Source organism: Microbacterium sp. F2E, from assembly GCF_020905435.1.
GTDB lineage: Bacteria > Actinomycetota > Actinomycetes > Actinomycetales > Microbacteriaceae > Microbacterium > Microbacterium lacticum.
Genome location: NZ_JAJJIB010000019.1, coordinates 19,794 through 44,334, shown reverse-complemented (window position 1 = coordinate 44,334; position 24,541 = coordinate 19,794). Strand labels below are relative to the sequence as shown.

General features: G+C 70.9%; 21 protein-coding genes. 5 read left to right on the top strand and 16 right to left on the bottom strand.

The genetic code is table 11. The features are described from left to right. The 5 genes from LOK55_RS12435 to LOK55_RS12415 all read right to left on the bottom strand — a co-directional run. Positions 1-932: DUF222 domain-containing protein (locus tag LOK55_RS12435; protein WP_229935603.1), on the bottom strand; the 932-nt coding region annotated here is incomplete at its 3' end. Between the two features lie 131 nt (positions 933-1,063). Further along, positions 1,064-1,675 carry a M23 family metallopeptidase gene (locus tag LOK55_RS12430; protein ID WP_229935602.1) on the bottom strand — a complete coding sequence of 204 codons (612 nt, stop codon included), beginning with the start codon at positions 1,673-1,675 and terminating at the stop codon, positions 1,064-1,066. A gap of 42 nt (positions 1,676-1,717) precedes the next feature. Continuing rightward, on the bottom strand, positions 1,718-4,042 hold the full coding sequence (ligA, locus tag LOK55_RS12425) for an NAD-dependent DNA ligase LigA (RefSeq protein ID WP_229935601.1): 2,325 nt from the start codon (positions 4,040-4,042) through the stop codon (positions 1,718-1,720). Positions 4,043-4,150: 108 nt separating this feature from the next. Next, positions 4,151-5,248 (bottom strand): tRNA 2-thiouridine(34) synthase MnmA, encoded by a 1,098-nt coding sequence (gene mnmA / locus LOK55_RS12420; protein WP_229935600.1) that lies wholly within the window; start codon positions 5,246-5,248, stop codon positions 4,151-4,153. 9 nt (positions 5,249-5,257) lie between these two features. Then, positions 5,258-6,442 (bottom strand): cysteine desulfurase family protein, encoded by a 1,185-nt coding sequence (locus LOK55_RS12415; RefSeq protein ID WP_229935599.1) that lies wholly within the window; start codon positions 6,440-6,442, stop codon positions 5,258-5,260. A gap of 19 nt (positions 6,443-6,461) precedes the next feature. Between LOK55_RS12415 and glgX the strand changes: the two genes are divergently transcribed. The 3 genes from glgX to glgB all read left to right on the top strand — a co-directional run bounded on the left by glgX (position 6,462) and on the right by glgB (position 12,885). Next, positions 6,462-8,528, top strand: coding sequence for a glycogen debranching protein GlgX (glgX, locus tag LOK55_RS12410; RefSeq protein ID WP_229935598.1), 2,067 nt, complete (start codon positions 6,462-6,464; stop codon positions 8,526-8,528). A gap of 149 nt (positions 8,529-8,677) precedes the next feature. Further along, positions 8,678-10,735 (top strand): maltotransferase domain-containing protein, encoded by a 2,058-nt coding sequence (locus LOK55_RS12405; protein WP_374107657.1) that lies wholly within the window; start codon positions 8,678-8,680, stop codon positions 10,733-10,735. Beyond that, complete coding sequence (gene glgB / locus LOK55_RS12400; protein WP_229935597.1) at positions 10,732-12,885, top strand: 1,4-alpha-glucan branching protein GlgB; 2,154 nt, start codon at positions 10,732-10,734, stop codon at positions 12,883-12,885. Before LOK55_RS12405 ends, glgB begins: the two co-directional genes overlap by 4 nt. Before the next feature lie 69 nt (positions 12,886-12,954). Here glgB and LOK55_RS12395 read toward each other — a convergent pair whose 3' ends face one another. After that, a complete protein-coding gene (locus LOK55_RS12395) occupies positions 12,955-13,899 on the bottom strand; it encodes a tetratricopeptide repeat protein (protein WP_229935596.1) in 945 nt (314 codons plus the stop codon). Continuing rightward, a complete protein-coding gene (locus LOK55_RS12390) occupies positions 13,899-15,683 on the bottom strand; it encodes a glycosyl transferase (RefSeq protein ID WP_229935595.1) in 1,785 nt (594 codons plus the stop codon). Before LOK55_RS12390 ends, LOK55_RS12395 begins: the two co-directional genes overlap by 1 nt. Before the next feature lie 173 nt (positions 15,684-15,856). Here LOK55_RS12390 and LOK55_RS12385 point away from each other — a divergent pair, with 173 nt between their 5' ends. Beyond that, complete coding sequence (locus LOK55_RS12385) at positions 15,857-16,936, top strand: AI-2E family transporter (protein WP_229935594.1); 1,080 nt, start codon at positions 15,857-15,859, stop codon at positions 16,934-16,936. 31 nt (positions 16,937-16,967) lie between these two features. Here the strand turns inward: LOK55_RS12385 and LOK55_RS12380 are convergent, their stop codons facing one another. The 9 genes from LOK55_RS12380 to rpsB all read right to left on the bottom strand — a co-directional run bounded on the left by LOK55_RS12380 (position 16,968) and on the right by rpsB (position 23,613). Further along, entirely contained in the window at positions 16,968-17,684 is a 717-nt protein-coding gene (locus tag LOK55_RS12380) for an alpha/beta hydrolase (RefSeq protein WP_229935593.1), read from the bottom strand. 1 nt (position 17,685) lies between these two features. After that, the gene (locus LOK55_RS12375; RefSeq protein WP_229935592.1) at positions 17,686-17,967 is read right to left on the bottom strand and encodes a hypothetical protein; all 282 of its coding nucleotides are present in this window, start codon (positions 17,965-17,967) and stop codon (positions 17,686-17,688) included. A 4-nt stretch (positions 17,968-17,971) separates the two neighbouring features. Further along, a complete protein-coding gene (locus tag LOK55_RS12370; RefSeq protein ID WP_308066679.1) occupies positions 17,972-18,709 on the bottom strand; it encodes a lytic transglycosylase domain-containing protein in 738 nt (245 codons plus the stop codon). A 24-nt stretch (positions 18,710-18,733) separates the two neighbouring features. Further along, the gene (locus LOK55_RS12365; RefSeq protein ID WP_141380710.1) at positions 18,734-19,300 is read right to left on the bottom strand and encodes a DivIVA domain-containing protein; all 567 of its coding nucleotides are present in this window, start codon (positions 19,298-19,300) and stop codon (positions 18,734-18,736) included. Beyond that, the gene (locus tag LOK55_RS12360) at positions 19,297-20,328 is read right to left on the bottom strand and encodes a phosphatidate cytidylyltransferase (RefSeq protein WP_141380709.1); all 1,032 of its coding nucleotides are present in this window, start codon (positions 20,326-20,328) and stop codon (positions 19,297-19,299) included. The genes LOK55_RS12365 and LOK55_RS12360 overlap by 4 nt, the downstream gene beginning before the upstream one ends. A 4-nt stretch (positions 20,329-20,332) precedes the next feature. Next, complete coding sequence (gene frr, locus LOK55_RS12355; protein WP_229935604.1) at positions 20,333-20,887, bottom strand: ribosome recycling factor; 555 nt, start codon at positions 20,885-20,887, stop codon at positions 20,333-20,335. Positions 20,888-20,943: 56 nt separating this feature from the next. Continuing rightward, entirely contained in the window at positions 20,944-21,663 is a 720-nt protein-coding gene (pyrH, locus tag LOK55_RS12350) for a UMP kinase (protein ID WP_229935591.1), read from the bottom strand. A gap of 89 nt (positions 21,664-21,752) precedes the next feature. Beyond that, positions 21,753-22,580: a translation elongation factor Ts gene (gene tsf / locus LOK55_RS12345; RefSeq protein ID WP_141380707.1), complete on the bottom strand. Its 828-nt coding sequence runs from the start codon at positions 22,578-22,580 to the stop codon at positions 21,753-21,755. 91 nt (positions 22,581-22,671) lie between these two features. Then, a complete protein-coding gene (gene rpsB / locus LOK55_RS12340; RefSeq protein ID WP_229935590.1) occupies positions 22,672-23,613 on the bottom strand; it encodes a 30S ribosomal protein S2 in 942 nt (313 codons plus the stop codon). Between the two features lie 340 nt (positions 23,614-23,953). Between rpsB and LOK55_RS12335 the strand changes: the two genes are divergently transcribed. Beyond that, positions 23,954-24,538 carry a murein hydrolase activator EnvC gene (locus LOK55_RS12335; protein WP_229935589.1) on the top strand — a complete coding sequence of 195 codons (585 nt, stop codon included), beginning with the start codon at positions 23,954-23,956 and terminating at the stop codon, positions 24,536-24,538. Positions 24,539-24,541 lie beyond the last annotated feature (3 nt).

Genomic DNA, 24,541 nt, shown 5'->3' with positions numbered 1-24,541 from the left:
CGACCGACGAGGTCCGCGGGACCGTCATCGACACCGAGAAGAGTGAGAGCGGGGACGATGACCTGCACCTGCGCACGAATCGCACCCAGCGACCCTTGACCGTCACCCGACGCGGTGGGATCGAGTGCGGGCGCGCCGGACAGGAGGAGGTCGGAGAACACGTCGGCGCGGACCTGATCGATCCGACGCCGATCCGGCTCGGCGTCGCCCGCACCGGCCGCGTCACCCGCACCTCGTGCGCCGAACGCGCTGCCCGCGTTCCCGGGCTCGCGCGCATCGACGATCGTCTGCGCCTGCTGGGTGAGCCGGTCGATGATCCCATCGGCGATCACCGTCGGCAGCGTCGCGATCAGATCCGACATCCCCGCGCTGCCCGGCACAACCCGCACCCGCCGCTCCGCCGCCGCATCCCGGTGCCGGTCGGTGAACGACCGCTCCGCGAACCGTTCCGCGAGGATCTCGATCTCCGACCGCAACCGATTCGGCGTATCCCGCTCACACCGGCTGATCGCCACGGCTTCGAACTCGGCCCGCCGCTCCGGCGACGCGTCGACCAGCACCGACCCGGCATCCGTGATCACCCGAACATGCCCCCGCGTGATCCGACCGGTCTCCCACGCCGCCAAAGTCGCTGCGTAATGCTCGACCAGGTCGCGGGCCTCGTCGATCCGGGACTGCACGGTCCGATCCGTCACCCGCAACACCCCGCCGAGCTCGGCCGCGACCGACCGCAACGCCATATCGTGCGCCCGCACAGCCGCCGGAGACCCCGCCGCCTGCCGCGCGGCGAGTTGACCCGCCGCCGCGAGCGCACGCACCTCCGCGACCTGCCCGGCCCGCACCACCGCAGCCGCCCCCTCGACCTCACCCACGATCGACACCAAAGCGGCGACGTCTGCGTCGCTGCCCATCGACCCCGAGTACTCGTCCATATCTTCGAGTGTATGGAGGGGGTCAGACATTGCAGTCACCCCTCGGGCGGCATAGCGTCTCTGTCCCCCGACCACCCTGTGCCCGTCGGGCCGAGCGCGCCGGACCGACGACACTCCCAACCCCCGCCGAGCTAAAGATCGACGATCTGCCGGTTGGCCGGCAACGACCCGGCGAAGGTGATCGGCACGGCCTCGGCTCTATCGAAGTCGGCGCTGTCTCCCGCTTGGATGTGGACGTGGGGCTCGGTGCTGTTCCCCGAGTTCCCGCACCGGCCTATCGGATCGCCGACTGTCATCGTCTGCCCCGCACGCACCTGCACGCTGTTCTGCTGCAGGTGGCACAGCGCGACGAATGTCCCGCGACTCTCGATCAGCACGTGGTTGCCCGCGAGCGCCCGCCAACCGGCGGTCGCCCGGCGCCCCTGCGTCGCCGCGTAGCCGAGCGACCGAAGCCCACGGTAGGCCGCATGGTCGCTCTCGCTTCCGTACGCCACTACGACGACTCCGTCGACGGGCGCAAGGATGTCCCGACCGAACCCCGGGAACCGCTCCGGCGGCTCTGTCCCGATCAGCGCGCTCCGCGTGACGGGCGCCGTACGACCGTTCGCCGCGACCGGAACGAAATCGATGGCATACGCCGACGCGAACAGCTCCGTGCCATGACGCGGAAGGCGATCCGCCGGACTGTTCTGCACGAGCCATCTCCCGGTGAACGGGTAGGCGAGGTCGAACGGATCGTCCATGACTCCCCTCCCCACCCGAAAACCGATCGCCGCCAGCCCGCCCTAGCCCGCGTCGGGGTCGAGCGCGTCGAGCGCGGCGGGGCCCTGCTCGACGAGGATCTTGAACTGCGCCGCGTCGATGATGCGGATGCCGAGCTCTTCGGCCTTGCCGAGCTTCGAACCGGCTCCCGGGCCCGCCGCGACGAAGTCGGTCTTCTTCGAGACGCTCGACGCGGCCTTGCCGCCGGCGGCGAGAATCGCCTCCTGCGCGCCCTCGCGGGTGTAGCCCTCGAGCGACCCGGTCGCGACGACCGTCATACCGTCCAGCACCCCGCCCGCGGCGACTGCCGCGCCCGGTCCCGGGTGGCCGGGGATCTCGAGACGCGCGCCGGCGGCCTGCCACCGATCGACGATCTCCCGATGCCAGTCGACCTCGAACCACTCCAGCAGCGAGTCTGCGATGATCCCGCCGACGCCGTCGACGGCGGCCAGCTCATCCCGCGAGGCGGACCGGATCGCCTCGAGCGAGCCGAACCACTGCGCGAGCGCACGCGCCGCCACCGGTCCGACGTGCCGAATGCTGAGCGCGACCAGGAAACGCCACAGGTCCTTCGTCTTCGCCTTCTCGAGCTCCGCGAGGAGCGTCACGGCCTGCGCCGACGGCTGCGGGCCGGTGAGTCCCTCCTTCTTCTGCGCCGCGCTGGGGTTCCGCCGGAACGGCGCCCGCCGCACCGGCTCACCGGTCTTCTCGTCGATCTTCTCCTCGCCGGTCTCACCGTCGCGCACGATCACCTCGATCGGCACGAGCTCGTCGAGCGTCAGCTCGAACAGCCCCGCCTCGGTCACGAGCGGCGGCGTCTCCGGCACCGACGGCTGGGTCAGCGCGGCAGCGGTCACCTCGCCGAGCGCCTCGATGTCGAGCGCGCCCCGCGAGCCGATGTGCTCCACCCGCCCCCGCACCTGCGCGGGGCACGACCGCGTGTTCGGGCACCGCAGATCGATGTCGCCCTCCTTCGAGGGCGCGAGCACGGCGCCGCACGACGGGCAGTTCGTCGGCATGACGAACGCCCGCTCGGTGCCGTCGCGCAGCTCGACCACCGGGCCGAGCACCTCCGGGATCACATCTCCGGCCTTCCGCAGCACGACCGTGTCGCCGATCAGCAGGCCCTTCGCCTTCACGACCTCCTGGTTGTGCAGCGTCGCCTGCCGCACCACCGAACCGGCGACGAGCGCCGGCTCCATCACCGCGAACGGCGTCGCACGACCCGTGCGCCCCACCGAGACCACGATGTCGAGCAGCTTCGTGTTGACCTGCTCGGGCGGGTACTTGTAGGCGATCGCCCACCGCGGCGCGCGGCTCGTCGCACCCAGCTCATCGTGCAGCGCGAGCTCGTCGACCTTCACCACGACACCGTCGATCTCGTGCTCGACGTCGTGGCGGTGCTCGCCGTAGTGCGCGACGTAGTCGAGCACCCCGTCGATGTCGTGCGTGGTGCGGAAGTAGGGACTCGTCGGCAGCCCCCACGATGCCAGCAGCCCGTACACCTCGCTCTGCGAGTCGACCGGCGGATCGGGCCACGCCCCGATGCCGTGCACGTACAGGCGCAGCGAGTCGAGTCGCGCGCGCCCGGCCTCGAGCTCCATCCCCGTCTTCTTGTCGAGCTGCTGCCGCAGCCCGCCGCTCGCGGCGTTGCGCGGGTTCGCGAACGCGGGGAAACGCCGCGCCGCGCTCCGGTCGGCGCGTTCCTCGTCGACCCCGCGTCCGCGCATCTCGGCCACCACACGCTCGCGCATCGCCGCCTGCAGAGCGTTCAGCTCGTCGAATGCCGCGACGGGAATATAGACCTCTCCGCGCACCTCGACGAGCGCAGGATGCCCCGATCCGGCGAGCCTCGTCGGGATGCCGGCGACCTGCACGGCGTTCACCGTCACGTCTTCGCCCACGCGGCCGTCACCGCGCGTGGCGGCGGAGACGAGCACCCCGTGCTCGTAGCGCAGGCTGATCGCGAGCCCGTCGATCTTCAGCTCGAGCAGCCACTGCACCGCGCGCCCGGCGGATGCCTGGGTCTTCGCGCACCACTCGGCGAGCTCTTCCGGGCTGAACACGTTGTCGAGGCTCAGCATCCGCTCGGCATGCTCGACGGGAGCGAACATCGACGACTCGGCGGCCCCGACGACGAGCGTGGGCGAGTCCTGACCCTGCAGCTCGGGATAGCGCGCCTCGAGCTCTTCGAGCCGCCGCATCCATCCGTCGTACGTCGCGTCGTCGACGATCTCGGCGTCACGCCCGTAGTAGGCATCGCGCGCGCCGACGATCTGCTCGGTCAGGCGCTCCACCTCGTCTCGTGCCTGCGCGAGGGTGAGGTCGGAATCGGAAGTCTGTGCCACCGGCCCAGTCTACGAACCGGCTCCGACATCCGTGGGTCACCCAGCGCGCCGACGCCGCGGACGCCGCAGCGAGCACCGGCGCGAGGCGACCGCCACGCACCCGACGGGTCAGGCGGGAACGGGCACCGCCGACACCGTCGTGTCGATCGTGAACTGGCCGATCACGCGCGTGCCGTCGTACAGCACTGCTGTCTGGCCGGGCGCGACCCCGTCGAAGGGCGACTCGGGGGTGACGGTGACCCCGGCATCCGTCAGCACCGCCCGCGCGGGCACAGGATCGGCGTGCGCGCGGATCTGCACGTGGCAGGGGAAGTCACCGGATGCCGGAGCGCGCCCCGCCCAGCTGAACCGCCCGCCGGCGATCTCGGCGGTCGCGAGCGCCTCCCGCGGGCCGACGACGACGGTGTTCGAGACCGGCCGCACCTCGAGCACGAAGCGCGGCTTGCCGTCGGCGGCGGGCACCCCGAGCGAGAGCCCGCGGCGCTGACCCACGGTGTAGCCGTGCGCGCCCTCGTGGCTGCCGACGACGGCGCCGGTGCGGTCGACGATGTCGCCCTGGGCGACGCCGACCTTGTCGGCCAGCCATCCGCGCGTGTCGCCGTCGGGGATGAAGCAGATGTCGTGGCTGTCGGGCTTCTGCGCAACGGTCAGCCCGCGCGCCGCGGCTTCCGCGCGCACGATCGCCTTCGACGGCGTCTGCCCGAGCGGGAAGTACGTGTGCGCGAGCTGCTCGGCGGTGAGCACGCCGAGCACGTACGACTGGTCCTTCGCGTCGTCGCTCGCGCGGTGCAGCTCGCGCCCGTCCGGCCCGTCGACGAGCGTCGCGTAGTGGCCCGTGCACACGGCGTCGAAGCCGAGCTCGATCGCGCGCTCGAGCAGCGCGGCGAACTTGATCTTCTCGTTGCAGCGCATGCACGGGTTCGGCGTCCGGCCCGCGCGGTACTCGGCGACGAAGTCGTCGATCACGTCGTCACGGAACCGCTCGGAGAAGTCCCACACGTAGAACGGGATGCCGAGGAGATCGGCGGCCCGCCGGGCATCCATCGCGTCTTCGATCGTGCAGCAGCCGCGGCTGCCGGTGCGCAGCGTACCGCCCGCGCGCGAGAGCGCGAGGTGCACGCCGACGACCTCGTGGCCCGCCTCGACGGCGCGCGCCGCGGCGACCGCCGAGTCGACACCACCGCTCATCGCCGCCAGGATCCGCATGCGTTCAGTCTACGAGCGGTCGGCTGTGCGGGATCCGGATGCCCGGGCGTACGCCTCGGGAAGCGCCGCGAGCACCGCGTCGACGTCGGCATCGGTCGAGGTGACGCCGAGGGTCATGCGCAGCACGGAGCGCGCGGCGCGCTCGTCGCGACCGAGCGCGAGCACGACGTGCGAGGGCTCAGCGACGCCCGCTTGGCAGGCCGAGCCGATCGACACCGAGATGCCCGCCTGGTCGAGCAGGAAGAGCATCGACTCCCCCGCCGCCCCCGGAAAGAGCACGTGCACGTTGCCGGGAACCCGACCGACCGGGTCGCCGAGGAGCTCCGCCGCGGGAATCGCGGCACGGATGCCAGCGATCAGCCGGTCGGCGAGGGCGCGCAGTCGCGCACCTTCGGAGGCGAGCTCGTCGGATGCCTCGGCGAGCGCGGCGGCGAGCGCCACGGCGCCGGCGACGTCGGGCGTCCCCGAGCGGAGCCCGCGCTGCTGGCCGCCGCCGTGGAGCAGCGGCGCGAGCGCGGCATGCCGCGACACGACGAGCGCGCCCGTGCCGACGGGCGCGCCGAACTTGTGGCCCGACAGACTCAGCGCGACGAGCCCGGACGCACCGCGGGCATCGCCCCGCCACCCCGCGAACGAGACGGGCACATGCGCGACCGCGCCGACCGCGTCGAGGTGCAGCGGCACCCGGGCCTCGGCCGCCGCGGCGGCGAGCGCCGCGGCATCCTGCACCGTCCCCACCTCGTTGTTGACGACGAGAGCCGTCGCGAGCGCCGCCGCCTCGGCATCCGATCCCATCGCCTCGGCGAAGCTCGCCGGGGCGATCCGGCCGACCGCGTCGAGACCGACCGGTCGAACCACGGCGCCCTGCGTCGCGAGCCAGGCGGCCGTGTCGAGGGTCGCGTGGTGCTCACCGTCGGGCAGCACGATGGCGCCGGTATTCCCCGGCCGCTCCCACCAGAGGCCTTTCAGGGCGAGATTGATCGACTCGGTGCCGCCGCCGGTGAACACGACCTCGATCGGCTGGCAGTCGAGGCGGGCCGCGACCTCTTCGCGGGCGTCTTCGAGCACCCTCCGGGCGGCCTGCCCCGACCCGTGCACCGACGACGCGTTGCCGACCTCGGCGGTCGCGGCGATCCAGGCATCGCGCGCGGCGGGCCGCAGCGGCGTCGAAGCCGCGTGATCGAGGTAGATCATCCTCACTACTGTAGAGCGCATGCCCAGCCCGAAGCCGTCCTTCCTCGACCCCGTCTACGACGATCTCGGCGTCACCCTCGGCCCCGGCGGCGGCACGCTGCGCGTGTGGTCGGGCACAGCGTCGAGCGTCGAACTCGTCGTGTTCGACGACACCGACCTCGACTGGATCACCGCGATCGTCCCCCTCACTCCCACCGGGGGCGACGTCTGGCAGGTGACGACGCCCGAGCTCGCCCTCGGCACCCACTACGCGCTTCGCGTCGACGGTCCCGCGGGCCCCCGCAACACCTTCAACAAGGAGTCGCTGCTTCTCGACCCGTACGCCCGCGCGATCGTGCCGGCGAGACCCGGACAGTGGCGCTCGGTCGTCATCGACTCCTCGCCGGCCGCGCCCCCCGCCGGGCGCCCCGAGACACCGCTCGACCGCACGGTGATCTACGAGGCGCACGTGAGGGGCCTCACCAAGAGGCATCCCGGTGTTCCGCCGGCGCTGCACGGAACCTACGCCGGCGTCGCCCACCCCGCCATGATCGAGCACCTGACGACGCTCGGCGTGACCGCCGTCGAGCTGCTGCCGATCCACGCGTTCGAGACCGAGCCGCGGCTGCTCTCCCAGGGGCTCACGAACTACTGGGGCTACAACACGGTCGGCTTCTTCGCCCCGCACGGCGCCTACGCGACGGCCGCCGCGCGCGAGGAAGGACCGCAAGCCGTGCTGCGCGAAGTACAGCAGATGGTGCGCGGCCTGCACGCCGCCGGCATCGAGGTGATCCTCGACGTCGTCTACAACCACACCGCCGAGCTCAGCATCGGCGGCCCCCGGTCGAGCTTCCGCGGCATCGACAACGCCGGGTACTACCGCCAGCACGACGACGGCAGCTACGTCGACGTCACCGGCTGCGGCAACGCGGTCGACACATCGACGGATGCCGCGGCGCGCCTCGTCTTCGACTCGCTCGTCTACTGGGCGCACACCGTCGGCGTCGACGGGTTCCGCTTCGACCTCGCCCCGACGCTCGGGCGCGGGGCCGACCACGCGTTCGACGCGAACCATCCCCTGCTGCGGGCGATCGTCGAAGACCCGCGTCTGGCGGGCCTGAAGATGATCGCCGAGCCCTGGGACGTCGGGTTCGGCGGCTGGCAGACGGGCGGCTTCGGCACCGGGTGGAGCGAGTGGAACGACCGCTACCGCGATCGGGTGCGAAACTTCTGGCTGAGCGATGTCGACTACACCCGTCGCGCCTCAACGCCTCCCGTCGGTGCCGGCGGGTTCGCGACCCGCCTCGCAGGGTCGTCGAACACATTCAGCGACGAGCGCGGGCCGCTCGCGAGCGTCAACTTCATCACGGCGCACGACGGGTTCACGCTGCGCGACCTCGTCTCGTACGACGTCAAGCACAACATGGGCAACGGCGAGCAGAACCGCGACGGCGCCGACACCAACCGGTCGTTCAACCACGGCGCCGAGGGGCCGACGGGCGATCCGGTCATCCTGGCCACCCGGCGGAAGGCCATGCGGAACCTCATCGGAACGCTGCTGCTGTCGGCGGGCGTGCCGATGCTGACGGCGGGCGACGAGTTCGGCCGCACGCAGCGCGGCAACAACAACGCGTACTGCCACGACTCGCCGCTCACGTGGCTCGACTGGCAGCACGCGCCCTGGCAGGACGACCTGCTCGCCCACGTCCGCCGTCTGGTGCAGTTGCGGCACGAGAACCCGGCCCTCCGTCCCCGCCGGTTCGCGCACGCCGACCGCACGGTGCCGAGCGCCTCGGTGATCGACTGGTACGACGAGCACGGCGACACGATGTCACCCGAGCGGTGGACGAACCCCGCGCACCGGACCCTGCAGTACGTGGCCGCCTCAACGCCCGAGACCGAGGCGCCGAATCGGATCCTTCTGATCGTGCACGGCAACGAGCGCCCCGTCGAAGTCACCCTCCCCCGTGTCGACGGCGTCTCCGCCTACACGTCCCTGTGGTCGAGCGTGCCCGAGCGTCCCGACGACACGGAGGCCGCAGTCGCCCCCGGCTCAGTCGTGCCGCTGCCGGGCACGGCGCTGCACCTGTTCCGGATGGACCCGTGATTCCGAAGACGACGCCGAACGGAGGGGCACGCTCCCCGGAGCGGCAGGTTCCGCGAAGCGGAGGGCGACGGTAGGTTCGAGACGTGGCCACGACAACGAGAACGTCCGCTTCCGGTCCGCGCAGGCCGCAGCCCGCCGAAGGCGGCGCCGTGCCCGTTCTGCGCAGCGGCTCGCAGATTCCGCTGCGCCCTGCCGAGCCGACGCAGACCGATGCCGGAACCCGCATCGGGCGCATTCCGCTGTCCTCGCCCCGCCCAGCGCCGCCTGACCCTCGGTTCCGCCCGTCGGCGTTCTCGGGCGAAGCGGTGCCGTTCCAGGTGACCGCATTCCGCGAGGGACACGACCTCATCGGCGTGCACGTGCGCCTCACCTCGCCGTCGGGGGCCGAGAGCCTGCACCGCCTCGAGCCGCTGCGCGACGGCTTCGACCGGTGGCGCACCGTCGTCGCCCCGATCGAGCAGGGCGTGTGGACCTTCCGCTTCGAGGCATTCGCCGACGACGTCGCGACCTGGCAGCACGCCGCCGATCTCAAGATCGCCGCCGGCGTCGACACGGCGCTCATGCGCGAGATCGGTGCGCGCCTGTTCACCGAGGCGGCGACGCAGAAAGACCGCGGGGCCGCGCAGATCCGCGCCCTGATCGCCGCGGCGGCGACGCTGCGCGATGGGGATGCCTCGGACGACGATGCCCTCGCCGTCGTCCGCGACCCGGAGCTCGCCGCCTTCTTCCGTGAACGTCCGCTGCGCTCCCTGCTCACCGTCGGCCCCGACCTGGAACTGCTCGTCGAACGCGAGCGAGCCGGCGTCGGCGCCTGGTACGAGTTCTTCCCGCGGTCCGAGGGAGCGAAGCGCCGGAAGGACGGCACCGTCAGAAGCGGCACGTTCCGAACCGCCGCGCAGCGCCTGCCCGGTGTCGCCGGGATGGGGTTCGACGTCGTCTACCTGCCGCCCATCCACCCGATCGGCCGCATCAACCGCAAGGGTCGCAACAACACTCTCGACGCGCAGCCCGGCGACCCCGGGTCCCCCTATGCGATCGGCGCCGTCGAGGGCGGCCACGACGCGATCCTGCCCGAGCTCGGCTCGCCCGCCGACTTCCGCTGGTTCGTCCGGCAGGCGCAGGCGCAAGGCCTCGAGGTCGCCCTCGACCTCGCCCTGCAGGCGGCACCCGACCACCCCTGGGTCACCGAGCACCCGGAATGGTTCACGACCCTGCCCGACGGGTCGATCGCGTACGCCGAGAACCCGCCGAAGAAGTACCAGGACATCTACCCGCTCAACTTCGACATCGACCCGGCCGGCATCTACGCCGAGATGCTGCGGATCGTGCGGCACTGGATCGCGCAGGGCGTCAAGATCTTCCGCGTCGACAATCCGCACACGAAGCCGCTGCAGTTCTGGGAGTGGCTCATCGCGACGGTGAACGCCGACGATCCGGACGTGATCTTCCTCTCCGAAGCGTTCACCCGGCCCGCCGTCATGCGGAGCCTCGCGATGGCCGGCTTCCAGCAGAGCTACTCGTACTTCACGTGGCGCAACACGAAGGCGGAGCTCGAGGAGTTCCTGCAGTCGATCTCCGACGAGACCGCCGACTTCATGCGCCCGAACCTCTTCGTCAACACGCACGACATCCTCACCGAGTATCTGCAGTACGGCGGTCGCCCGGCGTACAAGATCCGCGCCGCCATCGCCGCGACCGGCGGCGCCACCTACGGCGTCTACGCCGGGTACGAGCTGTACGAGAACGTCGCACGGCCGGGCTCCGAAGAGAACATCGACAACGAGAAGTACGAGTTCAAGTTCCGCGAGTGGGAGCAGGCGGAGGCGGACGGCGACTCGCTCGCCCCGTACCTGCGGCGCCTCAACGAGATCCGCCGGCAGCACCCGGCGCTCCGCCAGCTGCGGGGGCTGAAGGTCCACTGGAGCGACGACGACGCCATCCTCGTCTACAGCAAGCACATCGACGGCGCCCTCACCGCATCCGGAGAGTCCGACACGATCATCGTCGTCGCGAACGTCGATCCCCACTCGATGCGCCAGACGATGGTGCACCTCGACACCACCGTGTGGGGCGTGCCCCGAGGCTGGGAGTACGAGGTCGAAGACCTCATCACCGGTGCCGTGTGGACCTGGAATCAGGATGCCTTCGTCCGCCTCGACGCATTCGTCGAGCCCGTCCACATCCTGCACGTGAGGAAGCGCCCATGAGCACCGTCGTCGAGAACGTTCCCGAATCCGTCTGGGACGCCGTCGCGGCGGGTGCGTACCACGCCCCGCACGACGTGCTCGGCCCGCACCCGCTCGCGGACGGGTCGTGGGCGATCCGCGCCCGCCGTCCGATGGCGAAGACCGTCACGGCGATCACCGCCGACGGCGGCGAGGTGCCGCTGCAGCACGTGCGCGGCGGCGTCTGGGAGGGTCGCACGCCGAGCCAGCCCGCCGCCTACGAGCTCGTCGCGACCTACGACGGCGGCCCCGACTTCCGCAGCGACGACCCGTACCGGCACCTGCCGACGCTCGGCGAGGTGGACCAGTACCTGATCGGTGAGGGCCGCCACGAAGAGCTCTGGAACGTCCTCGGCGCCCATGTGCGGCACTTCACCGGGGTGACCGGCGTCTCGTTCGCCGTCTGGGCCCCCCACGCCCGCGCCGTGCGGGTCGTCGGCGACTTCAACGGCTGGGACGGCCGCTCGCACGCGATGCGCAGCCTCGGCTCGACCGGCGTGTGGGAGCTGTTCGTCCCGGGGCTCGCCGCGGGAACGACGTACAAATACGAGATCCTCACTCCGCACGACGGCTGGATCCTGAAGGCCGACCCGATGGCCCAGTGGGCGGAGGTGCCGCCGGCGACGGCGTCGGTCGTCACCGAGTCGTCGTACACGTGGGGCGACGACGAGTGGATGGCCGCGCGAGCGCGCCGCTCGCCCACCGACCAGCCGATGTCGACCTACGAACTGCATCTCGGCTCGTGGCGCCCGGGCCTCGGCTACCGCGACGCGGCGCAGCCCCTCATCGACTACCTGACCGAGGTGGGCTACACGCACGTCGAGTTCCTGCCGCTCGCCGAGCACCCGTTCGGCGGCTCGTGGGGGTACCAGGTCTCGGGCTACTACGCGCCGACGAGCCGGTTCGGCACGCCCGACGACCTCCGCTACCTCATCGATCGGCTCCACCAGGCGGGCTTCGGCGTCATCATGGACTGGGTGCCGGGGCATTTCCCGAAGGATGCCTTCGCGCTCGCCCGCTTCGACGGCGAACCGCTCTACGAGCACCCCGACCCCCGCCGCGGCGAGCACAAGGACTGGGGCACGCTGATCTTCGACTACGGCCGCAACGAGGTGCGGAACTTCCTCGTCGCGAACGCGCTGTACTGGTTCGAGGAGTTCCACGTCGACGGACTGCGCGTCGACGCCGTGGCATCCATGCTCTATCTCGACTACTCGCGCAACGAGGGCGAGTGGGAGCCGAACATCTACGGCGGCCGGGAGAACCTCGAGGCGATCCGGTTCCTGCAGGAGGTCAACGGCACCGCCTACAAGCGCTACCCCGGCATCGCGATGATCGCCGAGGAGTCGACGAGCTACCCCGGCGTGACGGCGCCGACCAGCGAGGGCGGCCTCGGCTTCGGGTTCAAGTGGAACATGGGCTGGATGAACGACACGCTCGTCTACTTCCAGCGCGACCCGATGTACCGCGCACACCACGAGGGCGAGCTGTCGTTCTCGTTCGTCTACGCCTTCAGTGAGCGCTTCGTGCTGCCGATCAGCCACGACGAGGTCGTGCACGGCAAGGGCACCCTGATCACCCGCATGCCGGGCGACCACTGGCAGAAGCTCGCGAACGTCCGCGCCTTCCTCGCCTACATGTGGGGGCACCCCGGCAAGCAGCTGCTGTTCATGGGGCAGGATTTCGGCCAGCTCTCGGAATGGTCGGAGAGCCGGGGTCTCGACTGGTGGATGCTGGATCAGCCGCCGCACCGGCAGCTGCTCGACTTCGTCGGCGCGATGAACCGCGTCTACCGCGAGCAGGCCCCGCTCTGGTCGCGCGACAGCGACGGCGCCGCCTTCCGGCGCCTCGGTGAACCGAGCTGGAACCCGAACGTCATCGCGTTCTCACGGGTCGACCACCACGGCAACACGGTCGCGATCATCTGCAATTTCTCCGGTACGCCGATCGAGGACTACGCGCTCGACCTGCCCGCCGCGGGCGAGTGGACGGAGCTGCTGAACTCCGACGCGCAGCAGTACGGCGGGTCGGGCGTCGGCAACCTCGGCGTCGTGCACGCCGACGAGAACGGTCGCGCCACGATGGTGCTGCCGCCGCTCGGCGTGCTCTGGCTCGGCAAGTCGGCCGGCTGACACGGCGCCCGGCCGGGTCGGAGGCGCCGGCGGCGCCTCAGCAGCGCGGCCGGCGCGTCAGCACACGCGTCAGAACAGCAGGCTCGCGAGGCGCCCGCGCGCGCGGATGACCCGCGCATCGGCGTCGCCGACGAGCCCGAAGAGCTCCAGCAGGCGCTCGCGCACGGGAGCGCGCTCGTCGGCGGGAAGCTCGGCGAACAGATCCAGCAGACGCTCGAACGCGTCATCGACGTGGCCGCCGGCCAGGTCGAGGTCGGCGACGGCGAACTGCGCGTCGACATCGCGCGGCGCGGCGGCCGCGGCGGCGCGCGCCTCCTGCAGATCGAGGTGCTGCACGCGGTCGAGCAGTCGCACCTGGCCGAGACCCGCACGGGCCTGGTCGTCGCGGGGGTTCTCGGCCAGCGCCGCCTCGTACGCCGTCACGGCGCGGGCGTAGTCGCCCGCTTCGATCGCGTCGAACGCCTCCTGATGCAGCGGCGGCAGCGCCGGCTCGTCGGGCTCGGATGCCGAGGCATACGCCTCTCCGCCCTCGCCGCGCGGGACGACACCCGTCACACCCTGTTGGGCCGCCAGCTGCAGCAGCTGGCCGAACACCTCACGCACCTGCTCTTCGGGCACGGCACCGGTGAACAGCGGCACGGGCTGGCCGGCGACGAGCGCGACGACCATCGGGATCGACTGCGCGCGGAAGCCCTGCGCGAGCTGCGGGTTCGCGTCGACGTCGACCTTCGCGAGCACGAGGCGCCCGTCGAGCTCGGTGACGACCTTCTCGAGCACGGGGCTCAGCTGCTTGCACGGCCCGCACCACTCCGCCCAGAGGTCGACGACGACCGGCACGGTGCGGGAGAGCTCGAGCACCTGACCGAACGTCGCGTCGGTCACGTCGAAGACGAGGGAGGGGCTGCCGGATGCCGGCGCGTGGCCGGTCGGGGAGGCGGGAGCCGCGGCGCGCGAGCGCAGGGCCGACAGGTCGACGGCGCCGCGCAGCACGGCACCCGGACGGGGATCGCTCATCAGCCGACCACCTTCGATTGGAGGATGTTGGACGAGTACCCGAGGAGGCTGATGCGCTCCTTGGAGCTCTGAGACGGGACGAAGAAGAACAGCTGGTTCGCATACGTCGTCGTGAACCCGGTCGCCGACTGCGTCACACCGGTGAGCGTCTGCACGATGGGGTTGTTGTCGACCTTGATCACCGCGTCGGTGTTGGTCGGCACGACCGTGTCGATGTCGTCGACCGTCACGGCGACGATCGCGCCGGAGTCGAGGGTTGCGAGGGCGACCGGCTTCTGCGTCCCCGCGGTCGCCGCGAAGGTCAGAGACCCGGTCTGCGCGCCGGTCTGGTTGAAGTCGTTGAGGCGCTGCGTGCGGTTGGCGTCGAGCTGCGCCTGGAACGCGTCGTCGGCGGAGTCGAACAGCGCCGCATACTCGCTGCCGGTCCCCTTCGTCAGCACGTCGGCGTACGCGGCGGCGAGTCCATCGGGAGCGATCGCAAGGAACGGCGAATCGGCCGGGATCGGGATCGCGCCGACGTAGGCGGGGGCGAGGTTCAGCTCGGTGTCCGAGGTGAGCGTCGCGATCGAGGTGAGCTGGTACGGCGACCACGGGTCCTGCTGCGAGACGCTCAGGATCTGGTCGGCCGACTCGGCGTCGCCCTCGGTTCCCCCCGCGGCGACGGCGAAGAAGGTGCGCGGCCACTCGTCGTTCGCCTCGGGCAGGATCACCTGCAGGTCGCCGCTCGGAATGGCCGGAACAGCCGGCTCGTCGGCGATCGCGCCGCGGAGCGTGTAGTTGGTCTCCCGGACGGCCAGGGCGGTGCCGGCGAGGCGGACGGAGGCGGCGGTGGCGTCGCGCGCCTCGTCGGCGGCGGCGACCGCGGTCGAGATGCGACCGACGATCCGCTCGGCCTGCGTCTCGGTCACCACGGGGCTGCCCTGATCGTCGGGCACGACGACGCTCGCGCTCGCCGAAGGTGTCGGGCTCGCCGCCGGCTGCGGCCAGGCATCCGGAGTGCACCCGGTGATCAGCAGCGCACCCGCCGCGACGAGCGGGAGGGCCACGAACGACTTCTTCCCCCGGGTGAGCCTACGACGCGCGGGCGTGGCGCTGATGACGCCCTTCTCGGACCCTTCGACGGAGAGGTCGATCGGCTCGGTGACCGGGAGCGGCACACCCTTGCGGCGGGGCCCGCGCGAGCGGCGCGCGTGCCGCACGCCGAGCACGTAGAGGACGAGACCGACCACGAGCAGGATCGATCCGCCGACGATCAGCGGACCGGCCCACGGCGTCGACGACCGCACCGGCCACGTCAGGCTCAGCGAACGCGGAGCGGGCTCAACGCCGTCGGTGGCGACCAGCAGGCTCATGTCGGCGGGCAACTGCAGCGGCGTGATGAGCACGTCCTTCTGCTGGAACTCGTCGAGCCACAGGTCGGAGCCGACCGGGGTGAGCGGGGCGGCGTCGGCCGCGGGCGGGTCGGCGGCGGCGATGGATGACGACGTGATCGCGCCATCGTCGACACCGACCTCGGTGTAGTCGGCGCGCGCGAGCCACGCCTTCATGTCGGCGGTGCGGGCGTAGGCGGCGAAGATCGTGCCGTCGCCCTGCACGCGCAGGTTCTGCGAGCCGTCGTGACTCGTGAGCACCGAGCCGTCGATCAGCACGTACGGCGCGTCGCCAGCGACCTCGATCGCCTGGCTCTGCGACTTCGGACCTTCGAAGATCGTGCGCTGGGCGATGCCCGCACCGATCATGAGAGCAGCCAGCACGAAAGCGGCCACAGCCCACACGAAACGCACGAATCACACCTCCCTGCGCTCCACGGCGGGGTCCGGGAGCACGCACTCGACGTTCCAGACTAGCGAAATCGACCTGAGCGTGGACCGGGAGGCTGTCCAGCCCCGCGTGGGAACACGCCCGCGCCGCTAACGTGCGTAGTCTGAGCACCGAACCGCCATTCCGAGGAGTCCGCGTGAAGCTGCACCAGCCGTTCCGCACCGCCGTGATCGCCACGCTCGGCGTGGGCGTCGGCATGCTGATCATCATGAGCGTGCAGTCGCTGTCCACGATCCTGCTCTACGTCGGCACCGCCCTCTTCCTCGCGCTGGGTCTCGACCCGGCCGTGTCGTGGCTCGAGCGCAAGGGGCTCCCTCGCTGGGCGGCGCTGCTGATCACGTTCGCCGTGGTGCTCGCGGTGTTCGCCGGGATCATCCTCATCGTCATCCCCGTGCTCGTCGGTCAGATCTCGCAGCTGGTCACGCAGATCCAGGGGCTCGTGGAGCGCATCGTCAACGGGTCGTGGAACCCGGTCGACGAGTTCAGCGCGTGGTTGCACGCCACCTTCCCCGCACTCGACGTCGACAAGGTGTTCGGCTACATCTCCGACTGGTACAACACGCTCGACTTCGGGCAGATCGGCTCGGCCGCCGGCAACACGATCCTCGGCATCGGCGCCGGCATCATCGCCGGGTTCACCGGCGCGCTCATCGTGCTCATCCTGACGATCTACTTCACGGCATCGACCCCGAGCCTCAAGCTCGCCGTCGCCCAGCTCGTGCCCGCCTCCAAGCGCGCCCGGTTCGTCGACCTCGCCGACCAGATCACCGCTTCTGTCGGCTACTACGTCATGGGGCAGGTCACCCTCGGCGTCATCAACGGCGTGCTGAGCGCGATCTTCCTGACGATCATCGGCGCGCCCTTCCCCGCGGTCCTCGCGGTCATCGCGTTCTTCTTCTCGCTCATCCCGCTCGTGGGTACGCTCACCGGCTCGACGATCATCGTGCTCACCTGCCTCATCCCGGGGCTCGGGTCGCCGCTGACCGCTCTCGTGGCCCTCATCTACTACGCGATCTACATGCAGGTCGAGGCGTACATCCTCTCCCCGCGCATCATGAACCGCGCCGTCTCGGTGCCGGGCGCCGTGGTCGTCATCGCGGCCCTCGCCGGCGGTTCGCTGCTGGGTCTGCTCGGCGCGCTCGTCGCGATCCCGGTGGCGGCGAGCATCCTCATCATCTACCGACAGGTGATCGTCCCGCGGCAGAACGAGCGCTGAGCGGCGGCTGAGCCGCTGCTGAGCAGGAGCCCTACGCGTCGCCGTCCCAGTCGGTCGGCAGCGGCAGAGCGTCGGGGTTCACGGCCGCGACGATCTCGGTGAGCACCCGCCGGGTCTGACTCTCCCCCACCCACAGGTGCTTGCCGCCCTCGACGGCGATCACCGTCGCCTGCGGCACCGCCGCGAAGCGCTCGCGCGCCTCGTCGGGGCGCAGATAGTCGTCGAACTCGGGCACGACGACGACCATCCGCCGCCCGTCGCCCGCCCACGCCGCGACCTCCTCGTCGGTGGCCCGGTGCAGCGGCGGCGAGAGCAGGATGACGCCTTCGACGTCGTGGTCCCTGCCGTACTTCAGGGCGAGCTCCGTGCCGAACGACCAGCCCACGAGCCAGGGCCGGGGCAGCGCACGCTCGCGCACCAGGTCCATCGCGGCGGCGACGTCGAAAGCCTCCGCCTGACCCCCGTCGAAGGCGCCCTCGCTCGTGCCGCGCGGCGAGGTGGTGCCGCGGGTGTTGAAGCGGAGCACAGCGAGATCGGCGAGGGCGGGCAGGCGCGCCGCCGCCTTGCGGAGGATGTGCGAGTCCATGAACCCGCCCGCGGTGGGCAGCGGATGCAGGGTCACGAGCGTCGCGACGGGGTCGCCGCGCTCGGGCAGGGCGAGCTCGCCGACGAGCGTCAGGTCGTCGAGCGTGTGCAGCTCGATCTCTTCGCGCCGTGCCGGCAGCAGCACCGGTCCGCGGATCTCCATGTCAGCCGATCCTCCAGCAGTTCGTGTGCCAGTGCCGACGCGCGGCGAGGTCAGCGGCGTCGCCCAGCACGCCATCGGCGCGCCACACCACCACGTGCGCGACACCGGGGCTGACGTCCCGCCCGCATCCGGGGCAGGTGTAGGTCTTCTGCGCCGACGCGGCGCTCACAGGCTGCACCGTCCAGGTGACGCCGCGGCGCGTCTCGGTGCGCTTCCAGCCGGCCAGAAGGCGGCCGAGCGAGTCGTCTTCGGGCTCGCGACGACGACGGTTCGCGCGAGGCATCCGATCAGTACCAGCCGCTTGACTGCGAATGCCCCCACGCGCCGCACGGGGTGCCGTAGCGGCCGGAGATGTAGCCGAGGCCCCACGCGACCTGGGTCGCCGGGTTCGTCTCCCAGTCGGCGCCGGCGGAGGCCATCTTGTTGCCCGGGAGGGCCTGCGGGATGCCGTAGGCACCGCTGCCGGAGTTGTAGGCGTTGACCCGCCAGCCCGACTCCTTGCTCCACAGCGCCACGAGGCACGCGAACTCCTCGTCGCCCCAGCCGCGCTCCTGCACCATCGAGTAGGCGACCGCCTGGGCGGTGCCCGGGTCGGGCGAGACGAAGGGCGGGGTCCATGCGGCCGATGCCGTCGAGGACTCTTCGACAGCCGTCGGTGTCGGCGTGGGCGTCGGCTTCGGCGCGACGTAGACCGTGTAGACCATGCCGTCTCGGCCGAGCGACACGCTCTGGTCGCTGCGCGCCAGGTACGACTGGGCGTCGGCGATGGTGCCGGCGTAGAGCGAGAGCGGGTCGAGCTCGGCGGCCTCGGCCTGCGTGGTCGACGCGCTCAGCGGACCGATGTAGGCGACACCGAAGGCCGCGACCGCGAACAGAGCGAAGACGCTCATGACGCCGCGGCGCCGCGACCAGCGCGGCGCGGGCGCAGCCGTGCGCGCGGGCGTGCTGCGCAGGGCAGTGCTGCGCAGGGCGGGCGGCGAACTCGTCGGGTCGGCCGCGGGTGTCAGCTCGGCGTCGGAAGTCACAGTGCGACGAGTCTATCGGCCCCGTCACACGACGGCGAGCATCACCTCGACGACGGCGTCGAGCACCGCGTCGACCTGCGCCTCGCTGTAACCGCGGCGCTGCATGCGGAACGCGACGGACCGCACCTGGTCGACGGTGACGGGCTCGCCGTCCTCGAGGAACCGGGCGATCTTGTCGGCGACGAGGTCCACCTCGTCGATGCGGTAGCCGTAGCGCAGCAGCCCGACCCGGCGGAAACGGTGCCGCTTGGGCCGTGTCAGCCGGTCGAGCACCTCCTGCGCGAGCTTGCGCGACTGACCCACCCAGGCGCGGGCACCGGCCCGGCCGAGCGCGTGCTCACGCTCGCGCGCCGCGAAGGCATCCTCGATCCGGCCGAGGGCCGCGTCGACGGCGGCGATCTGGTAGCCGTGCCGGACGAGCGGGAACGCCACCGTGCGCACGGTGGTCGCGTCGACATCGGTCTGATCGGGTGACTCGAACGCCGCCCGGGCACGCACGAGGAACGCGTCGACGTCCTCGGCGCGGTAGCCCTTCTGGCGGCCCGTGGCGCGCGGGAAGGGGACGGTTTCGGTCGCGGTCTGAACGGTCATGCACCCACCAAGCCCACCAGGGGAGAGAACAGGAAATACAGCGCCAGCGCGGCGCCGGCGGAGGGGAGGATCGAGTCGAGACGGTCGAGCACGCCGCCGTGTCCGGGCAGCCACGAGCTCATGTCCTTGATGCCCAGGTCGCGCTTGATCATCGACTCGCCGAGATCGCCCACCGTCGCGCAGCCGAGGATCACGACGCCGAAGACGAGGCCGACCCACCACGGCGCCCGCAGCACGAACATCGTGTAGAGCACGGCCGCGATCGTCGTGGCGAGGGCTCCCCCGGCGAAGCCCTCCCAGGTCTTCTTCGGGCTGATCCGCGGGGCCATCGGGTGCGAGCCGAAGGCCAGCCCGCTCGCGTAGGCGCCCGTGTCGGCCGCGACGACGACGATGAGCATGCCGAGCACCCACAGCTCACCCTGGTCCTGGCGCAGCAGCACGAGGGCGAGCGAGGCGAGGAAGGGCAGGTACAGCGGCACGAAGCCGGTGACGAGGATGTCGGTGAGCACATCGCCGTAGCGGCGCCCATCACGGGCGGCCATCTGCGCGAGCATCCGCCACACGATCACGGCGGCGACGCACGCGAAGGTGATCACCCAGTGCGTCCAGTGGCCGAGGAAGAACCCCGACAGCATGATGATGGCCCCGGCGACCAGCTGCGGCACGACGTCGATCCGGCGTCCTGCGGCCTCCAGCGCCCGGGCGAACTCGAACACGCCGAGCAGGCACACCAGCAGGGCGAAGATGAGAAACAACCACTTCACGAACAGCAGCGAGGCGAGCACCACCGCGCCCACGGCGAGGCCGATGAGGATCGCCATGAGGAGGTTCCGGCCGGTGCGCTCGTTGATGCGGTCCTGCACCTGCTCGAAATCCGCGCGGGCGCGATCGAACTGCTGCTCGAATTCGCTGCGCGCCGCGCGCACGTGATCGTGGAACGCCGAGGAGTTGTCGGCCTGCCGACGGGCCTCCCCCCGGCTGAGGGGGGTGTCCTCGCCCGCGGCGGGTTCGCCGGAGGGATCGGTCATCGCCTCACACCTCGAGAAGTTCAGCCTCTTTGCGCTTGAGTGCCTCGTCGATCTCGTCGACGTGCGCGCGGGTGATCTGGTCGAGCTCCTTCTCGGCGCGCACGAGGTCGTCCTCGCCGACGTCGCTCTTCAAGGCATCCAGTTCGTCCTTGGCCTTGCGGCGGATGCCCCGCAGGTGCACCTTCGCGTCCTCGCCCTTCGTGCGGACGAGCTTGACGTACTCCTTGCGGCGCTCGGCGGTGAGCTCGGGCATCGTGACCCGCACGATGTTGCCGTCGTTGGTGGGGTTCACGCCGAGGTTCGGGATGTCGCGGATCGCCTGCTCGATCGCTTTCAGCGCCGACTTGTCGTACGGCGTGACGACGAGCGTGCGCGCCTCGGGGGCGTTCAGCGAGGCGAGCTGCGACAGCGGCGTGGGAGAGCCGTAGTAGTCGACCATCACCTTCTGGAACAGCTGGGGGTTGGCGCGTCCCGTGCGCACGGTCGCGAAGTCGTCCTTCGCGGCCTCGACAGCGCGGTCCATGCGTGCGGACGTGTCGGCCAGGGTCTCGGCGATCACGGTCACTCCATTCGTTGTTGCGTCGGGGAAAGTCTAGTGCGGGGAGGTGGCGCCGCTCAGACGGTGACGAGCGTGCCGATCCGCTCGCCCAGGAGCGCGCGGGTCACATTGCCGGCCGGCTCCATGCCGAACACGCGCATATCGATGCCGTTGTCCATGCAGAGGCTGAAGGCGGTCGAGTCGACGACCTTGAGACCGCGCTGCAGGGCGTCCTGGTAGGTGATCTCGTCGATCTTGGTGGCCGAGGCATCCTTGTTCGGATCGGCCGTGTACACGCCGTCGACGCCGTTCTTGGCGACGAGCACCTCGTCGGCGCCGATCTCGAGGGCGCGCTGGGCGGCGACGGTGTCGGTGGAGAAGTAGGGCAGGCCCGCCCCAGCGCCGAAGATCACGACGCGGCCCTTCTCGAGGTGCCGCTCGGCACGGCGCGGGATGTACGGCTCGGCGACCTGGGTCATCGAGATCGCGGACTGCACGCGCGTGGCGGCACCCGCCTGCTCGAGGAAGTCCTGCAGGGCGAGAGCGTTCATGACGGTGCCGAGCATGCCCATGTAGTCGGCGCGCCCGCGGTCCATGCCGCGCTGGCTGAGCTCGGCGCCGCGGAAGAAGTTGCCCCCGCCGACGACGATCGCGACCTCGACGCGGTCGACCGCCGCGGCGATCTCTCGCGCGATCTGTCCGACGATGTCGGGGTTGACGCCGAGCTGGCCGCCCCCGAACGCCTCTCCGGACAGCTTCAGCAAGACGCGGCGGCGTCCGGTGTTCTCATCGATCACGGGGTGTTCCTCTCGTCGGGATGCAGACTATCGAAGCAGGCATGGGAAAGGGGTCCGCATCCTCGCGAATGCGGACCCCCGGAAGCGACTTACGCGCCGACCTTGAAGCGGGCGAAGTCGGTGATCGTGATCCCGGCGTCGTCAGCGACCTTCGCGACGGACAGCTTGTTGTCCTTCGCGTAGTCCTGGTCGAGCAGGGCGACCTGCTTGAAGAACGCGTTCACGCGGCCCTCGACGATCTTCGGCAGGGCGGCCTCGGGCTTGCCCTCGTTGCGGGAGATCTCGGTGACGATCTCGCGCTCCTTCTCGACCTCGTCCGCGGGAACGTCGTCACGCGAGAGGTAGGTGGGGTTGGCGAACGAGATGTGCTGCGCGATCGAGCGCGCGGTCTCGGCGTCGTCGCCCGTGTAGACGAGCACCACGCCGACCTGCGGGGGCAGGTCCTTGCTGGTCTTGTGCAGGTAGATCTCGAACTTGTCGCCCGAGAGCGTGCGCACGCGACGCAGTTCCACCTTCTCGCCGATGATGGCGGCCTCGTCGGAGATCAGCTCTGCGACGGTCTGGTCGCCGGCGGGGGCGGCGAGGGCCGCCTCGACCGAGTCGGCGTCGACGGCGGCGGCCGCCTCGAGCACCTTGTCGGCGAGCGCGATGAAGCGCTCGTTCTTCGCGACGAAGTCGGTCTCGGTGTTCAGCTCGATGATGGTGACCTTGTCGCCGTGGGCGACCGCGGTCACGAGGCCTTCGCTGGTCGACCGGTCGGCGCGCTTGGCGTTGCCCTTCGCGCCCTTCAGGCGCAGGATCTCAACGGCCTTCTCGAGGTCGCCGTCGGCCTCCTCGAGCGCCTTCTTGGTGTCGACCATGCCCGTGCCCAGCTGCTCGCGCAGCGTCTTGATGTCGGCGATGGTGAAGTTTGCCATGGGTGGTGGCTCCTTGAATCGTGGTGAGTGGATGCCGGTGCGGGATCGCCACGCAGGGCGACGATCCCGCACCGGGAAAGGGGTGTGAGCCTTACTCGGCGGCGACGGCCGCGGCCTCGCCTTCGGCCTTCGCCTCGGCGCCCGCCTCGTCGGTGGCCGACTCGGTGGCGATGGTCTCGACCTCGGCGACGTTCTCGACGACCTCGGCCTCTTCGGCCGCGGCCTCGGTCACGTCAGCGACCTCGACGGTGTTCGCCGACGACTGGTCGGCCGAGCCCTGCTCGAGCAGCTCGCGCTCCCAGTCGGCGAGCGGCTCGGCCTCGGTGGCCTCGTCGGTCGGGTTGTGGCGCTGGATGAGGCCCTCGGCGGCGGCGTCGGCGATGATGCGGGTGAGCAGGCCCACCGAGCGGATCGCGTCGTCATTGCCCGGGATCGGGAACTGGAACTCGTCGGGGTCGGCGTTCGTGTCGAGGATGCCGATCACGGGGATGCCGAGCTTCTTGGCCTCGTCGATGGCGAGGTGCTCGCGCTTGGCGTCGACGACCCAGATCGCCGAGGGCGTCTTCTGCAGGTTGCGGATGCCGCCGAGCGACTTGTGCAGCTTGTCGAGCTCGCGCTTCTTGAGGAGGAGCTCCTTCTTGGTGAAGCCCGAGTCGGCGGGGTTGTCGAAGTCGAGCTCCTCGAGCTCCTTCATGCGCGCGAGGCGCTTGGACACCGTCTGGAAGTTGGTGAGGAGGCCACCGAGCCAGCGCTGGTTAACGTAGGGCTGGCCGACGCGCGTCGCCTGCTCGGCGATGACTTCCTGGGCCTGCTTCTTGGTGCCGACGAACAGGACCGTGCCGCCGTGGGCGACGGTCTCGCGGACGTACTCGTACGCCTTGTCGATGTAGCCGAGCGACTGCTGCAGGTCGATGATGTGGATGCCGGAGCGCTCCGTCAGAATGAAGCGCTTGACTTTCGGGTTCCACCGGCGGGTCTGGTGTCCGAAGTGCACGCCGCTGTCGAGCAGCTGGCGAATGGTGACGACGGCCATGGCCGTTCTCCTTTGTTCTGGGTTCATGCTCGGCCGGTCGGCCGATGCTCCTGGTGCCCGGCGCACACCCGCTCCCCGCCGGAGCGGTGAGACCTCAGGGTGTGGATGCCACGCGACCGGATGTGATCCGGCACGCGCTCTGGGCACGCGTAGTCACCCCGACGAGCGGGGTGCGACTTCCAGTGTATCAGCCGGCGCCCTCTGCGGCGGGTCATCGGCGGGCGCCCCTCCCCAGCACTTCCTGCTCGGCGCCTCCTCCCCAGCGCGTCGATCCGCGGATCCGTCCACAGATCCGCCGAATGCCCGCGCATCCCTCCGGCGACGGCGGGACAGTGAGGGGGTGAATCCACGAGGAGCCCGGCGGTCTCGCCACCCCGCGCGCGGGGCGCTGCACGCGGTCGTCGTGGTCGCGCTGCTCGTCGCGGCGCCGGCGGCGGCCTCGGCATCCACCGCCGCTCCGCCGTCGTCGCCTTCGGAGGCGTTCGTCGCGGCGACGGAGCCGGCGCTCGCGGGCTGGCAGTGGCCGGTCGAACCGCCGCGCATCGTCGCCGCGTTCGTCGCCCCGCCGCATCCGTACGGGCCGGGCCACCGAGGGATCGATCTCGCCGCACCCTCCGGCACCGAGGTGCACGCGCCCGCCGCCGGGACGATCGCGTTCGTCGGCGCGGTCGCCGGGCGCGGCGTCGTGACGATCGACCACGGCGACGGTCTCGTGACCACCCTCGAGCCGGTGGCCCTCGGCACGGCCGCGCGGGTCGCGATCGGCGACGCGGTCGCCGCCGGGGACGTCGTCGGCGTGGCGGATTCCGGGGGCCACACCCCGTTCGGCGCGGTGCACTTCGGAGTGCGCCGGCACGGCGAGTACATCAACCCGATGCTGCTGCTCGGAAGTGTGCCGCGGGCCGTGCTGCTGCCCTGTTGCTGAGAC

Coding starts and splice junctions, on each gene's coding strand:
- LOK55_RS12430 (WP_229935602.1), bottom strand. CDS start 1,675: ATGGACGATCCGTTCGACCTCGCCTACCCGTTCACCGGGAGATGGCTC.
- mnmA (WP_229935600.1), bottom strand. CDS start 5,248: ATGCGGATCCTGGCGGCGATGAGCGGTGGTGTCGACTCGGCGGTCGCC.
- LOK55_RS12415 (WP_229935599.1), bottom strand. CDS start 6,442: ATGATCTACCTCGATCACGCGGCTTCGACGCCGCTGCGGCCCGCCGCG.
- glgX (WP_229935598.1), top strand. CDS start 6,462: ATGCCCAGCCCGAAGCCGTCCTTCCTCGACCCCGTCTACGACGATCTC.
- glgB (WP_229935597.1), top strand. CDS start 10,732: ATGAGCACCGTCGTCGAGAACGTTCCCGAATCCGTCTGGGACGCCGTC.
- LOK55_RS12395 (WP_229935596.1), bottom strand. CDS start 13,899: ATGAGCGATCCCCGTCCGGGTGCCGTGCTGCGCGGCGCCGTCGACCTG.
- LOK55_RS12380 (WP_229935593.1), bottom strand. CDS start 17,684: ATGGAGATCCGCGGACCGGTGCTGCTGCCGGCACGGCGCGAAGAGATC.
- LOK55_RS12375 (WP_229935592.1), bottom strand. CDS start 17,967: ATGCCTCGCGCGAACCGTCGTCGTCGCGAGCCCGAAGACGACTCGCTC.
- LOK55_RS12365 (WP_141380710.1), bottom strand. CDS start 19,300: ATGACCGTTCAGACCGCGACCGAAACCGTCCCCTTCCCGCGCGCCACG.
- LOK55_RS12360 (WP_141380709.1), bottom strand. CDS start 20,328: ATGACCGATCCCTCCGGCGAACCCGCCGCGGGCGAGGACACCCCCCTC.
- tsf (WP_141380707.1), bottom strand. CDS start 22,580: ATGGCAAACTTCACCATCGCCGACATCAAGACGCTGCGCGAGCAGCTG.
- rpsB (WP_229935590.1), bottom strand. CDS start 23,613: ATGGCCGTCGTCACCATTCGCCAGCTGCTCGACAGCGGCGTGCACTTC.